Raw genomic sequence first — 12,923 nt, 5'->3', positions numbered from 1 at the left:
GGTCACACGCCCATGCCGACGCCGCCGCCGATCGGGATGGACGAGCCGGTGATGAAGCCGGCCTCGTCGGACACCAGGAAGGCGACCAGCGCGGCCACCTCCTCCGGCCGGCCGACCCGGCGCAGTGCCGTCTGGGAGAGGATCTCCTCGCGCCGCCGCTTCGACAGGTCGGCGATCATGTCGGTCTCGATCAGGCCCGGCAGCACCACGTTGGACGTGATCCCGGCGCGCCCGAGCTCCCAAGCCAGCGAGCGGGCAAGGCCGATCAGGCCGCTCTTCGAGGCCGCGTAGTTGACCTGGCCGGGCGAGCCCCACAGCGCCACGATCGAGGAGACGAAGACCAGGCGCCCCCACTTGTTCGCCATCATGTCCGACACGGTCTCCCGGGCCACGTTGATGGAGCCGCTGAGGTTTGTGTCGAGCACGTCCTGGACGCCCTCGTGGGTCTGGGTGAGCAGCGGCCCGTCGTTCATGATCCCGGCGCAGTTGACGACGATGTCGATCTCGCCGAGGATCTCCCGCGCCTGCTCGACCGCCGTGCTCACCGACTGCGGATCGCGCACGTCGCACTCGACGAAGGAGACCCCCTCGACCTCCGGCTTCGTGGTGCGGGCGGTCCCCACCACGCGATAGCCCTGCTTGTTCAACTCACTCGCGATCGCCGCCCCGATGCCGCGGCTGGCTCCGGTGACGAACACCGATCGACTGGTCATCGTTCTGCTCCTTGGTGAGGTGCGCCGACGCGCATGACGTGGTGTGGTGCGCCGACGCGCACGATCGAATCGATCCGCTCGACGGCGGCCCAGGTGGAATCGCCGCCGCCGACCACCCCGACCCAGCCCGCCCGCCGCGCGCCGGCGACGTTGTCGTCCAGGTCGTCGACGAGGACGTTGGACTCGGGCGGAAGGCCGGACCGGGTCTCGGCCAGGCGGAACATCGCGGCGTCGGGCTTGCGGGCGCCGATGTCGCAGGACAGCAGGACCTCGTCGAACAGGTCGTCCCAGGACCGGAAGTCTGCGAAGTACTCCCGCCAGTCCGGGGGAAGGTTGGAGATCATCCCGACGAAGGCGCCCGCCTCCCGCCAAGTCCGCAGCGCGGCAAGCCACTTGGTGTCGATCCTGCGGTCGCTCCACCACTCGGGGCCGAGGCCGGACAGGTCGGCGTCGAGCCCGAACCGGGCGGACAGCTCCCGCTCGATCTCCGCCGTCCACTCCCGCTCGGTGAGGACCCCGGAGTCCAGCACGGCCATCCCGTCCGGGCGGCCGTGCCGGTCGGCGATCGCCCGCAGGCACCGGCCGAGCTGCTCGGGCGTGAACTCCTTGCCCTCGCAGTAGGTGCGCAGCCCCTCCCGCAGCGGCGGGGTGAGCACGCCCCGGAAGTCGGTCCAGATCGCGTGCCTCACGGCACCTCCCCGGCGTCCGGGCCGGCCGGGGCCAGCCCGAACGACATCCGGGTCACGACCAGACCGTCCTGCGCGCACTCCACGTCGACCCAGCGCTCGTCGTGGCTCGCCACGATCCGGGTCTCCCGGTCGAGTTCGGCGAAGTGCTCGAACGTCGCGCGCACCGCGGTCACGACGTGCTCGACGGGCCGCCGGCTGCCGGCCAGCGCCAGCTGGCGGCCGGCCTCGATGAGCACCATCGCCGGGTAGTGGTCGTAGTCGTGGTCGAACAGGCTCGCGTTCGCGAAGTCGGGGGCCAGGGCCGCGCTGACGCCGTCCGCTCCGGCCCGCAGCCGGGCGAGCGCCACATTGGCGGTCTGCGTCCGGGCCACGCTCTGCGGTGTGCTCAGCCCGGCCCGCCGGCCGGCCTCGGGCCGCAGACCCGCCGTGGTCGGCGGGACCGAGCCGTCGCGCTGATACGCCCGCAGCTCCTGGTAGCGGCCCTTGGGCACGCCCTGCACCGCCATCGACGTACGCACCACCGTCCGGCCCGAGCCGTCGGTGCCGCGCTGCGTGTACGCGATCTGTTTCGGCGTCCCGTCGCTGCGCAGCCTGAGCTGCTCGAACGCCGTCACGATCGTCAACTCGCCGTCCACGCCCGCCAGTGCGGCGGGATCGGTGATCTCCATGTCGATCGAGTTGAAGAAGAAGGCGATGTCGCGCGAGAGGCCCGCGAACTCGTGCGCCGCGCTGAGCGCCGCCTGCCGGCAGGCCTCGATCAGCAGCAGCGCGTCCAGCCAGTGCGAACCGGGGTGGTCGCGGTAGTACGGGCTGATGCCGGTGGTGACCGTGGTGCTGCCGTACTCGCCCCCGCCCTGTCGCCAGGGCGGGGAGACGAGAACTTCCTGGTCGTTGGCGCGGTGGACCAGGTCCCGGCGCACTCGGGCGTCCGTCGTGGCGCTCATGACCGCCCGCCGATGGTGAGCACCGCCGCCGCCACGGCTCCGGAGTCGTCGATCCCGGTGATCAGTATGCCGGTGCCCGGCCGCCCCAGCGCGACCGCGGCGGCCAGTTGCATGGCACCCAGGGCGCCGCCGCACTCACCGACCGCCGTCCGTACGTCCACCCGCTCGACGTCGAACTGCTCGAGAGCCGACTCCTCGCTCTGCTCGAGGACCGTTCCGACGGCCCCGGGCAGGATCAGCCGTACGTCGACACCGGCGGCCGCGCAGGGCTCCAGCGCGCGGGCGACCGCGCGGCGCAGCGCCTCGGCGTACCCGGCCTGCGTGCGCTGCGGCGCGAACATCACCTCGCAGGCCGTCACCGTGGCCAGGGCGGGCGGTGCGTCCGGTCCCGCGGGCTCGAGCGCGACCATCGCCGCGCCCTCCCCGATGACGACGGACTCCTGTACGTCCTTCTTCAGCCGGGTCCCCCATGCCGTGTGGGGCGACAGCTCTTCCACGCCGCCCACGAGCATCCGCCGGGCGTGACCGCAGCGGATGAGCCGGGCGGCATAGCGCAGTGCGGACAGCGCGCTGACGGTTCCGTTGGCCAGGGTGGAGTTCGGTCCGCGCAGCCGGTGCCAGATCGCGATCTGACTGGCGCAGCAGTTCATCGTGGTGTTGGGGAAGACCGCGGGGTTGATCAGGTCGATCCCCTTGCCCTCGATGATGTCGACGTCCAGGTCGACGCTGCTGCGCAGGCTGCCGACGACGGTGCCCATGGCGATCCCGGTGGACTCCCAGGACGCGTCGGAGATGTCCGCCCGCGCGCTCAGGTCGCGCTTGAGCAGCGTGCTGGCCGCCAGGCCCAGCGCCGTCGTGCGGTCGAGGTTCTTCGTTCCCTTCCGGGGGACGTAGTCGGTGATCTTGAAGTCCGGCACGGCCGCCACCCGGCCGGGCAGGCCCACGTAGTGGTCGGCGTCGGCGGCCGACGGCTCGCCGCCCGGTGCCGTCCCGGCCGCGGCCGGCTCACGCAGCCGCTCGCGCAGGGCGTCCAGGCCGACGCCGGCCGCGGACAGCACGGACACATCAGAGATCTGGAGTTCCTCGGACGAGGTCATCGCCGCTCCCCTCCCGCGCCGACCGGCTCACGGTCGGAATAGGCGCCGAATATGGTGATGGCGTTGTTGCCGCCGAACGCGAAGCCGTGGTTCTGCGCCACCCGTACCTCGGTGGTACGGGCGCCCGAGCCGACGAAGTCGATGCCGTCCCCGAACGCCGGGTCCACGGTGCGCAGGTTGATGGTGGGCGGCAGGAAGGACTCCTCGATCGCCTTGCAGCACGCGATCGCTCCGAACCCGCTGGCCGCGCCCATCGTGTGGCCCAGCATCGACTTGATGGAGCTCATCGGCGGATGCTCGTCGCCGAACACCAGCCGGGTGGCGGTGACTTCGGTGATGTCGTTGGTCGGCGTGCCCGTGCCGTGGGCGCAGACGTAGTCGACCTCGCCGGCGTCGATGCCCGAGTTGGCGTGTGCCTTGCGGATGCACTCGGCGATGCTCTCCGCGTCCGGGTGCACGATGTGGTGGGCGTCGCAGCTGAGCCCGTAGCCGAGCAGCTCGGCGTAGATGTGCGCGCCGCGCCGCCGGGCGTGCTCGAGTTCCTCCAGGACCAGGACCGCGCCGCCCTCGGCGGTGACGATGCCCGTGCGGTCCCGGTCGAACGGCCGGGGAACCCCGTCGGCCACCGCGCCGAGGCTGAGGAACCCGGCGTGCGTGAACCTGTTCACGCTGTCGGCGCCGCCGGCCACCATCACGTCGGACTCACCGGCAATGATCTTGTCGGCCGCGCTGCCGATGGCGTAGTTGGCGGCGGAGCAGGCCGTCGGGATGACCACGGTCTCGCCGTGCAGGTCCAGCTCCACCGACACGGCCGCGGCGATGTTTCCCGCGGGGATCTTGCGGACCACGTCGGCGGAGATCGTGCTGGGGCCGCCGTCCAGCCACTGCTGGGTCAGGGTGTCGACCGAGGGTGCCTCACCGTTGGTGGTGCCGATGATCGCCCCCGTCGCCGCGCGGGTGGCCTCGTCGAACTCGATCCCGGCGTCCTCCACCGCCAGGCGGGCCGCGGCGGCCGCGAAGTGGGCCGTGCGTCCCCAGTCGGCCACGTCGATGACGCGGACGATCGAGGCGGGGTCGAAGTCCTGGACCTCGCCGCCCAGATGGGCCGGAAAGTCGCTGCTGTCGAAGGCCTTGACCTCCGAGACACCGCTGCGGCCGGCCTTGACGCCCTCGGTGAAGTCCTCGACCCCGGTGCCGATACTGCTCACACATCCCATGCCGGTCACCACGACCCGGCGGGCGCGGGTCACTGGCCGCCGTCCTTGGCGTCGCGTATCCGGACGATCTGCTGGACCAGGAGGTCCACGGTGCGCAGGTCGACGGCGAGTTCACGGGGGACCCGGATCGACAGCTGCTTGTTCACCCGGGCCAGCACCTGGATCAGACCGAGGGAGTCGGCACCGTAGACGTCGATCAGGTCGGCGTGCACATCGACCTCGTCCGGCTCGATGTCCAGCTCGAGCTCGTCGACGATGATGTCCAGCGTGGCGTTGCGGACAACGTCATCAGTAATTACAGCAGTCATGCCCTCATCCGTTTCAGTGGATTTCTTCGAAAACTGGCCCGACTCGGGAAAGTCGAATTCCGTGGGGCTCAGAAGGGAATGTGCTCGGCACCGGTACGTGCCGGATCGAGATTCAGCTGGCTCAGCCTGGCCACTCGATCCACATGCAGTGCGGAGTCGGTCCACATGTCGCGGTACCGTCGATCCCGCTCGGTGATTTCAGAATCCGAGCGCAGTCCGCCGTCACGGGCGTGCTCAATGGCAGTCGCCATGATCTTCCTGATCACGCCCTGGCGCTCTGCATCGTAATCCGGAAGCATATTCTCCGGCAGTTTGTTTTCCGCCGCGCCATTCCGGTGTGATTCCATAATACGCCAGGAAAGTGCGGCGGCGTCAAGGATTCCTGAATTCATTCCCTGGCCGCCGGCCGGTGCCATTACGTGCGCGGCATCGCCGGCCAGAAAGCTGCGGCCGACGCCGAAACGCTCCGCAATGGCGAATCGCGCCTGGAAGTCCGCGGTGGATATCAGTTCCTGCACGACCCCGCGGTGTGCCTGCGGACCGCGCTCGGTCAGCAACCGCTGGAAGGACTCCGGCGACGGGTCCGGGGCGCCCGGGGTGAGCCGGTGCGCGAGACGGTACGCGTGCCGATCGTGCGGTCCGATGGCCATGCCGCCGCCGGGCGTCCAGCAGTAGCTGGCCTGGTCCTCGGGCAGCCCGCTGATCACGGCGTCGGCGATCCTGAAGGAGACCCTCGGGCCCACGTCGTTCATCGCGATGCCGAGCAGCTCACGAACCGCACTGTTCGCTCCGTCGGCGCCGATCAGCAGGCGGGCCGACACGGTCGAGTCGTGCCCGCCCGAGCGGATGTGGACGGACACCTGCCGGGCGTCCTGTTCCAGTCCGACGACTTCCGCGTCGCCGATGTCGCCGCCGGCCGCCAGGAAGGCCTCCTCCAGCACGGCCTCGGTCTCGTGCTGCGAGATGCCGAGCGCGTAACCGAACCTGGTGTCCGTCAGGCGATCGATCTCGAAGCGGCCGATGGAGCTGCCCGACGAGTAGTAGCCGACTCGGGTGACACGGCTGCCGATCGATTCGAGAATTTCGGTGACGCCGAACGAATCCAGGATTTCCAGGGCCCTCGGCCAGATCACCGAAGCCCGCGAATGGCCCGTGAACGGAGGATGCTTTCGCACGATGCGGACCGAGAGGCCTCGCCGGGCAAGAATGCACCCGGCCGTCAGCCCCGTCGGTCCCGCACCGACGATCAATACGTCTAGCACACCAGCTCCAACACCAGGCAGGACCAGGTGTATCCGCCGCCGGCATTGACGATCACACACACGTCGCCGGGCCGCAGATCCTGCTCTTCGTAGATGTCCGCGATGTTCGCGCCCACATCGGCGACCCCGAGATGGGCGGTCCGTCCGCCGTGCCACAGCAGTTTCTCGGCGCCGAAGAACGGCGCGAGTTGCGGACGATAGACGGTCTCGAAGATCTTTCCACTGAGCCGCGGGACGGCAACCGCCCGAATGCGCCCCTCGCTTCCCGACAGGCCCGCGTCGTCAAGGGCCTGTCGGACGCAGCCCGTCAGGGATTCCCGCGAACGCTGCGCGAAGCGCTCGATGCCGTATTCCGTCAGGTACGCCTTCTTGGCGGCCTTCAGGTCGACCTTGCCGCCCTCCCGCAGCGCGGGGCCGGGCGTCGGGTCGTATCCGAAGCGATTCATCTCCTCGAGTTCCGGAGCTGCGCTGCTCGCCAGGGAAATGATCCTGAAGGAGTTGCTCGCGGCCGGCTCACGCGTGACGAGCATCGCGGTCCCCGCATCGCCGTGGACGCAGCCGTAGTTGAGGTTCCAGCGGTCGACCTGCGGTGCCAGCATCGCGTCCGAGACCGTCACGGCGGCCGCCGTGATCGATGCGTCGGACAACATGGACCGGCCGACGAGTTCGAGCGCCGCGATCGGAGCGTTGCATCCCTGCGAGATGTTGACGGGCAAGGAGCCGAGGGCACCGGTCTGGTGCGCGACGTAGTGCGCCGCGCTCCAGATGTCGAAGCCCTGGTGCCACCAACTGCAGTGGAGCAGGAGGCCCACGTCCGACGCGTCCGTCTCGGCCGACTTCAGGGCTCCTCGCAGCGCGTCGACCGCCAGGTCGGCGACCGGCTGTCGGCTGTCGAAGACCGGTACGTCGGGGTTTCCTATGGTCTCGTCGAAGTCGCGCACCAGTCCTTGCGACAGGGCGTCGGAGACCGGGATCCGCTTGTCGGGATACGAGACCGTGCAGCCGTTCAGGTAAAGGCTGTTGATCAGCATGTGTGCCGCCCTCCGTTCACTGGGTGCTCTTCTCCTGCATGAACTTGCCGAACAGCGCGAACATGGCCGCCACGGCCAGGAAGACCGCCGCTACGACGATGAAGCCGAGGCGCATGTGGCTGTGGCCGGAGACCCCGACGAAGACCGCGCCCAGCAGTGCGACGCCGAGTGCGAGCGTGGTCTGCTGAGTCGTCGTCACGATGCCGCTGCCGGCGCCGATCTGGTTCGGCGGAATCGAGGACAGCACGGTGCGGTAGACCGTCGGGACGAACAGCCCGTTGCCGGCACCGATCAGGAACATGCCGACCATGAGGTGGTAGAAGTGCAGGTGCGGCCACCACAGCAGGGCAGGCACGATCAGGCCGACCAGACCGGCCGCCTGCAGGACACCACCGATCTGGAGGGTGCGCACCCCGACGTTGCCGATCAGCTTCGGCGCCCGCAGGGCCGCGAGGAACTGACCGACCGCCATCGGTGCCATGGACAGGCCGGATTCGAAGGCGCTCATCCCGTTGCCGCCCTGGACGGCCAGCGCGAAGACGAAGATGAAGCCGCCGAAGGCGAGGAAGCCGCTGCCCAGTACGAGCAGACCGCGCTGCATGATGCCCTTCGTGAGCAACGAGGGAGCGATCAGCGGGACGACACCCGAGGTCTCCACCTTGCGCTCGTAGCGCCACAGCACGACGGCGACCACGGCGGAGACCACGAACAGCGCCCAGGTCCACAGCGGCCAGTGCGTCTGCCGTCCGACGCTCAGCGGAATCAGCAGGGCGAGGACGGCGGTGCCGAACAGCGCGGTGCCGCCGAGGTCCGCTCCCTGCGGCTGGGTCGCCTTGGTCTCGGGCACCCAGAGCCGCGTGCCGATCATGGCCAGAAGGCCCAGCGGTACGTTCACCAGGAAGATCGGCCGCCATCCGAGGTCGGCGATGTTCGCCCACACGAACATGCCGCCGAGGAGCTGTCCGACTGCCGCCGACAGCCCGCCGATCGCGCCGTAGTAGCTGATGGCACGCGTCTTGGCAGGCTCCTCCAAGGCGGCCTGGATCGTGGACAGCACCTGTGGCAGCAGCAGCGCCGCGGCCGCTCCCTGCAGGACGCGAGCAGCGACCAGCATCTCGATGTTCGGCGCGAATCCGCAGATCAGCGAGGCGATCGTGAATCCGGCGATGCCGATCTGGATGAGCCGGCGGCGCCCGAATCGGTCACCGAACCTGCCGCCCAGCACCAGCAGGACGGCGTAGGTGATGCCGTAGCAGCTCACCACGAACTGCGACGTCGACGCGGAGACGCCGAAGGAATCCTGGATCGAGGGCAGGGCCACGTTGACGATGAAGGCGTCGACCGTCGTCAACGCCGCGGCGATCAGCAATGTCGCCTGTCCGAGCGAGCTGAATGCCGAGCGCACGGGGCTCGGCGGCGCTTTGGTGGCTACATTCGACAAGGGAATTTCCCCAGCCTTTCTTGATTGCGGTTACTGAGGGGGGATTGGGGTTACTTGGGGGGATTGCGGTTTCTCAGGGGCTCCGCTGCCGGGCGGCAGCGGCTTTCGGACCGTCACCGGTACGACTGGTAAACAAATTGGCGCAGCCGGTTCATGATGGGGAGGGTGCGCGACGGGAAGAGCTGCGGGACGATGAGCGCGGCCACGCCCGACGACGGGTCGACAAAGAAGTTGGTGCTGCTTGCCGACAGCCACGCATACTCGCCCGCGCGCGTCAGAATGTGGCTGTCTCCGGGCGACAGCATGGTCATGAAGCCGAGCCCGAAGCCGACGGACTTCATCACCTCGTTGATGGCGGGCACGGGCCAGTGGCCGTAACCCGATCCCAGCGTGACGTTGCCCGGCAGGTGATTGCTGCGCATCGACTCGACGGTCATGGGCGAGATCACGAATTCGGACGTGGACCCGATTCGGCCGCCGTTCACGAGCATGCCGAGGAACTTGATGTAATCCTCTGCCGAGGTGTAGATGCCGCCCCCGCCCGAGAGGAAGACCGGGACCTCGGTGTCGACGGGAAGTCCGAGCGGGTTCAGTCCGCCGCTCTCGCCCGCGGGGGTGTAGATCTCCGCATAGCGGTGCGCTTGGTTCGGATCCACATGGAACGCGGTGTCCTTTAGATCCAGCGGCTCGAAGAGGGACTCCCTCATATAGGCGTCGAGGCGCTTCCCCGAGATCACCTCGATGATCCGTCCCAGGACGTCCGTGCTGACCCCGTAGTTCCAGGCCGAACCCGGCTGGAACCGCAGGGGGAACGACCCCCAGGCCTCCGTTGCCCCGGCGAGGCCGACACCGGCCGGGACGCCCAGCGCGTAGCCGGCGCCCGAATACATCGTGTCCACCGCATGGGACTGGTGGGAGCCGTATCCCAGACCCGAGGTGTGGGTCAGCAGATGCCAGATCCGCATGGGCTCCAACAGGCCCTCGGTGATGGGGGCTTCGGCCATTCCGGAGCGGTAGACGCGCAGGTCCGCGTAGGACGGGAGGTAGTCGGAGACCGGGTCGTTCAGCCCGACCAGGCCCTTCTCGACGAGCGTCATGAAGGCCACCGAGGTCATCGCCTTGCTCAGCGACCACGCCCGGAAGACGCTGTCCGTCTTCATCGGGCTGCTGTCGGCGATGTTGGCCATGCCGCCGGCCGCCGCGTACCTGACCTCCCCGTGCTGGGAGACCAGGCACGACCAACCCGGCATCTTCCCGTCGTCGACCTGCCGGTCGAAGTACTCACCGAGGGCGGACAGTCGATCCGCGTCGAGCTGCATTGAAAACTCCTGTCGTAATGAATTGGCCTACGGGTTCCTGGAGGCGAGCAGGGTTACAGGCGATCCCCGCAGAAATCGTCGAGATGCTTTCGCAGAGGTGGGCGGATGAGGTAGCTCTCCTGTTTGGTGAGGTCGAACATCACCATCCGGCTCACCGCCTTGACGCTCACCTGTTTCAAGTCGTCGAGTATTCGGAAGTTGAACTCGAAACTGGACCGTCTGATATTCGATGTCCACACCTCGACGCTGACCGGGTCCAGCGAGTACTCGAGCGGTCGCAGATATCCGATCTCGTGCGCGGCGACCACCGCGGTCTCACCGTCGAAGGCCCCGGTCGACATGAGCCATCTCATGCGTGCTTCTTCGATGATTCGCACGATCTCGCAGTTGTTCACGTGACCGTACGAATCCACGTCGCCCCACCTCAACGAGATCTCGACCGATGCCGGACCCGTGCGATTCTCCGTGGGGCCGGAATGCTGCGTCGTGACCTTCGGGCTGTCCAGTTTCACGGATTTCACGGATGAGTGACTGCTCATCGATAGACCTCGTCTCGGCATGGCCGTCTGCGCTCAGCAATCTGCCTGGTGCGCGAATTGCTGCAGGCGGTTCGTGGTCAGGAGGGTTCGAGATGGGTGGACTTTCGAATCGTCGAGGGGGTCCTGTTCGGTCGCTCTGCCGCGCCGTCTCCTCGTTGAGACGGGCCGAAGCGGATCGGCACACACCTCTGCACAGACCTCGGGTGGCTCTCAGGCTGGCCCCTGTCGAGCGCCTGGATTGATCCTGACACACGAAGCATACCTTTGAGAAGGTATTTTTCTGAGAGGAGGCCTGGCGCTGCGTCAAAAGTCGTCGAGTCACGGGTGGTTCACCTGGTTGCAGCGCTGCGGCGCCGAGGCGGGCGAGCGTCTCGGCAGGTATGCGGGCGGGCACCCCGGCCGGCGCGCCGCCCTCGGCGCGCCGGGTGTCCGGAGGGTCAGCGCTGGTCGGAGGCGGGCCGCGGCCGGGCGCGCAGCGCGGGGAACAGCAGGTCCCGCACCTCCCGCCAGCGTTCGGCGAAGTCGGCCCGCTCGTGGAGGTTGTTGGAGATGTGCTGGGCGCCGAAGAACGCCGCGACCGCCACCCGGGCGGCCACGTCAGGGTCCACGTGCTCCGCCAGCTGGCCCTGCTCCCGGGCTTCGCGCAGGAGCATCGAGATCAGGTTCGTCCAGTCCACGTAGGGCAGCGGCAGCTCGACGTCGATGACGTCCCGCTCGTTCTGCAGCCGGGTGCCGGCCTGCATGACCGGGTCGTTCAGGAACGCCGCCGTGGCCTCGTTGAACATCTCGATCACCGTGTCCAGCGGCGAGAGCCCCTTGGCCCTCACCGCCTCCAGTGCCAGAGGCCAGCTGGAGTACAGCGCCTCCACGACGGCAACGGCCAGGGACTGCTTGTTGGGGAAGTGGAAGTAGACCGCCCCCTTGGTCATCCCGACCTTCTCCGCCACGTCCTTGATGCCCGTCTGCTGGTAGCCGCGCTCCGCGAAGAGCTGCGCCGCGCAGCGCAGGATCTCCGCCCTGGTGCGCACCGCGCGCTCCTGCCGAGGGTCCGGCCCGAGGGTGACGGAGGAGCCTGCCGTCTTCGGCGCCGGCCACAGTGGCCCCCGGTTGCTGTCCTGCCTCTGGCTCACGGTCGCTTCCTTCACTCGTCGCTTGAAACCCCTAGCAATATACCTTCGCAGAGGTATATTTTCTCGGTCGTGATCAGCGGTCGCCCGGCCTGCCCCATGCGGCACGGGGTGACCGCGTCTTGGGGACATCACGCAAGGGGGAGTGGTTTTCGCATGTCCATCAGCGCATCGCCAAGGTACCTTCCGGCACGACGGACAACGCCGACGGGACCTGGCCGCAGACTCTCGTTCAGCCGTCAACTGCCGCCCGGCGCCGTCCACAAGGCCTCCGCGGCGGAGGTCTTCCTCACCGACGCCCGCCGGACGGAGGAAGACCTTTTCACGGTGGCCGCCCAGTGGCGCCGCGACGGGTTCCTCCATCACGACGGGAACAGCAGCCGGACCGATCCGCTGCTGCTGGTGGAGACGGTCCGCCAGGCGCTCATCCATGTCTCGCACCGCTTCTACGGCATACCGCAGGGGCATCCGTTCGTCCTCAACGAGCTCGAGTTCGATCTGCAGGGCAGTGGATCGACGGCCTGCCACGAGGGCCCGGTCCCTGTCGTCCTCGACGTCGCGTGCACGCGGACGGCAAGGACTCCGCGCCGCCTTGGCATGACCCTCGAAGCCGTGGCATCGGTCGACGGCGCCCGCATCGGCCGGGTCCGCATGCACTGGGAGGTGCTGGACTCCAGGCTCTACGCGATGGCCCGCAACCGCACGAGGCAACAGGCGGAAGCCCGGCCGGCCGAAGTGCTCCCCGAGGGGCTCCGGCGGCTCGACCCCCGTCAGGTGGGATACGGGCACGACGACCATGTGCTGCTCGCCCGGGACCCCGGGGGTCCCCGCGGCGCGTTCTGGCTGGACATGAACCTCGGTCATCCGGTGCTTTTCGACCACCCGTCCGACCACGTACCGGGCATGGTGCTCCTGGAGGCGTTCCGACAGGCCGTGGCCGCCTTGGGCGCTCCGTCACGGCCCACCCTCACGCGTGTCACCGCGGTCTTCAAGACGTTCGGGGAGCTGGACGCGCCGGTGCGCATCACCGTGCGGCCCGGGGCCGGCCGGGCGGCCGGACCGCGGAGTGCGGAGGTCACCGCCGTACAGGGAGACACCACCCTGGTCTCCGCACACATCGCGTACCACGTGCCGCAGGGCCTGACGCGCCGTGAGGCGGCGGCTTGAGAGACGTCACCGGACCGGCAGGCACCTTCTCCCTCCGCCCACCGCATCGGTGCCGGTAGGCGAGACGTG

13 protein-coding genes are annotated in these 12,923 nt (G+C 68.6%); 1 reads left to right on the top strand and 12 read right to left on the bottom strand.

Annotated features, from left to right (window positions below):
• Positions 1-2: 2 nt before the first annotated feature.
• The 12 genes from ACIRA5_RS46475 to ACIRA5_RS46420 all read right to left on the bottom strand — a co-directional run bounded on the left by ACIRA5_RS46475 (position 3) and on the right by ACIRA5_RS46420 (position 11,690).
• A complete protein-coding gene (locus ACIRA5_RS46475) occupies positions 3-713 on the bottom strand; it encodes an SDR family oxidoreductase (protein ID WP_403702498.1) in 711 nt (236 codons plus the stop codon).
• Positions 710-1,402 (bottom strand): HAD-IA family hydrolase, encoded by a 693-nt coding sequence (locus ACIRA5_RS46470; protein ID WP_403702495.1) that lies wholly within the window; start codon positions 1,400-1,402, stop codon positions 710-712. Before ACIRA5_RS46470 ends, ACIRA5_RS46475 begins: the two co-directional genes overlap by 4 nt.
• Positions 1,399-2,346, bottom strand: a complete 948-nt coding sequence (locus ACIRA5_RS46465) for an AfsA-related hotdog domain-containing protein (RefSeq protein ID WP_403702492.1) — start codon at positions 2,344-2,346, stop codon at positions 1,399-1,401. The genes ACIRA5_RS46470 and ACIRA5_RS46465 overlap by 4 nt, the downstream gene beginning before the upstream one ends.
• The gene (locus ACIRA5_RS46460) at positions 2,343-3,443 is read right to left on the bottom strand and encodes a beta-ketoacyl synthase N-terminal-like domain-containing protein (protein ID WP_403702489.1); all 1,101 of its coding nucleotides are present in this window, start codon (positions 3,441-3,443) and stop codon (positions 2,343-2,345) included. Before ACIRA5_RS46460 ends, ACIRA5_RS46465 begins: the two co-directional genes overlap by 4 nt.
• Positions 3,440-4,693, bottom strand: coding sequence for a beta-ketoacyl-[acyl-carrier-protein] synthase family protein (locus ACIRA5_RS46455; protein WP_403702486.1), 1,254 nt, complete (start codon positions 4,691-4,693; stop codon positions 3,440-3,442). Before ACIRA5_RS46455 ends, ACIRA5_RS46460 begins: the two co-directional genes overlap by 4 nt.
• Positions 4,690-4,968, bottom strand: coding sequence for an acyl carrier protein (locus ACIRA5_RS46450; RefSeq protein ID WP_266651362.1), 279 nt, complete (start codon positions 4,966-4,968; stop codon positions 4,690-4,692). Before ACIRA5_RS46450 ends, ACIRA5_RS46455 begins: the two co-directional genes overlap by 4 nt.
• A gap of 68 nt (positions 4,969-5,036) precedes the next feature.
• Positions 5,037-6,230, bottom strand: a complete 1,194-nt coding sequence (locus ACIRA5_RS46445) for an FAD-dependent monooxygenase (protein ID WP_403702483.1) — start codon at positions 6,228-6,230, stop codon at positions 5,037-5,039.
• Positions 6,224-7,261, bottom strand: coding sequence for a ketoacyl-ACP synthase III family protein (locus tag ACIRA5_RS46440; protein ID WP_403702480.1), 1,038 nt, complete (start codon positions 7,259-7,261; stop codon positions 6,224-6,226). The genes ACIRA5_RS46445 and ACIRA5_RS46440 overlap by 7 nt, the downstream gene beginning before the upstream one ends.
• 16 nt (positions 7,262-7,277) lie before the next feature.
• The gene (locus tag ACIRA5_RS46435) at positions 7,278-8,702 is read right to left on the bottom strand and encodes an MFS transporter (protein ID WP_266651364.1); all 1,425 of its coding nucleotides are present in this window, start codon (positions 8,700-8,702) and stop codon (positions 7,278-7,280) included.
• A gap of 113 nt (positions 8,703-8,815) precedes the next feature.
• Positions 8,816-10,021, bottom strand: coding sequence for a serine hydrolase domain-containing protein (locus ACIRA5_RS46430; protein WP_099923619.1), 1,206 nt, complete (start codon positions 10,019-10,021; stop codon positions 8,816-8,818).
• A 53-nt stretch (positions 10,022-10,074) separates the two neighbouring features.
• Positions 10,075-10,533, bottom strand: a complete 459-nt coding sequence (locus ACIRA5_RS46425; RefSeq protein WP_403702476.1) for an acyl-CoA thioesterase — start codon at positions 10,531-10,533, stop codon at positions 10,075-10,077.
• 464 nt (positions 10,534-10,997) lie between these two features.
• Positions 10,998-11,690, bottom strand: coding sequence for a ScbR family autoregulator-binding transcription factor (locus ACIRA5_RS46420; protein ID WP_403702473.1), 693 nt, complete (start codon positions 11,688-11,690; stop codon positions 10,998-11,000).
• A gap of 153 nt (positions 11,691-11,843) precedes the next feature.
• On the opposite strand from ACIRA5_RS46420, the gene ACIRA5_RS46415 reads away from it, so the two are divergent.
• On the top strand, positions 11,844-12,854 hold the full coding sequence (locus tag ACIRA5_RS46415) for a ScbA/BarX family gamma-butyrolactone biosynthesis protein (protein WP_403702470.1): 1,011 nt from the start codon (positions 11,844-11,846) through the stop codon (positions 12,852-12,854).
• Positions 12,855-12,923 lie beyond the last annotated feature (69 nt).

It is taken from the genome of Streptomyces sp. NPDC096311 (assembly GCF_044763085.1).
Lineage (GTDB): Bacteria > Actinomycetota > Actinomycetes > Streptomycetales > Streptomycetaceae > Streptomyces.
This window is presented reverse-complemented; position numbering and strand designations above follow the sequence as displayed.

What these genes read in the sequence shown, in the direction of transcription:
- ACIRA5_RS46475 (WP_403702498.1), bottom strand. Translation starts at nt 713, where the DNA reads ATGACCAGTCGATCGGTGTTCGTCACCGGAGCCAGCCGCGGCATCGGG.
- ACIRA5_RS46460 (WP_403702489.1), bottom strand. Translation starts at nt 3,443, where the DNA reads ATGACCTCGTCCGAGGAACTCCAGATCTCTGATGTGTCCGTGCTGTCC.
- ACIRA5_RS46450 (WP_266651362.1), bottom strand. Translation starts at nt 4,968, where the DNA reads ATGACTGCTGTAATTACTGATGACGTTGTCCGCAACGCCACGCTGGAC.
- ACIRA5_RS46430 (WP_099923619.1), bottom strand. Translation starts at nt 10,021, where the DNA reads ATGCAGCTCGACGCGGATCGACTGTCCGCCCTCGGTGAGTACTTCGAC.
- ACIRA5_RS46415 (WP_403702470.1), top strand. Translation starts at nt 11,844, where the DNA reads ATGTCCATCAGCGCATCGCCAAGGTACCTTCCGGCACGACGGACAACG.
- ACIRA5_RS46465 (WP_403702492.1), bottom strand. Translation starts at nt 2,346, where the DNA reads ATGAGCGCCACGACGGACGCCCGAGTGCGCCGGGACCTGGTCCACCGC.
- ACIRA5_RS46440 (WP_403702480.1), bottom strand. Translation starts at nt 7,261, where the DNA reads ATGCTGATCAACAGCCTTTACCTGAACGGCTGCACGGTCTCGTATCCC.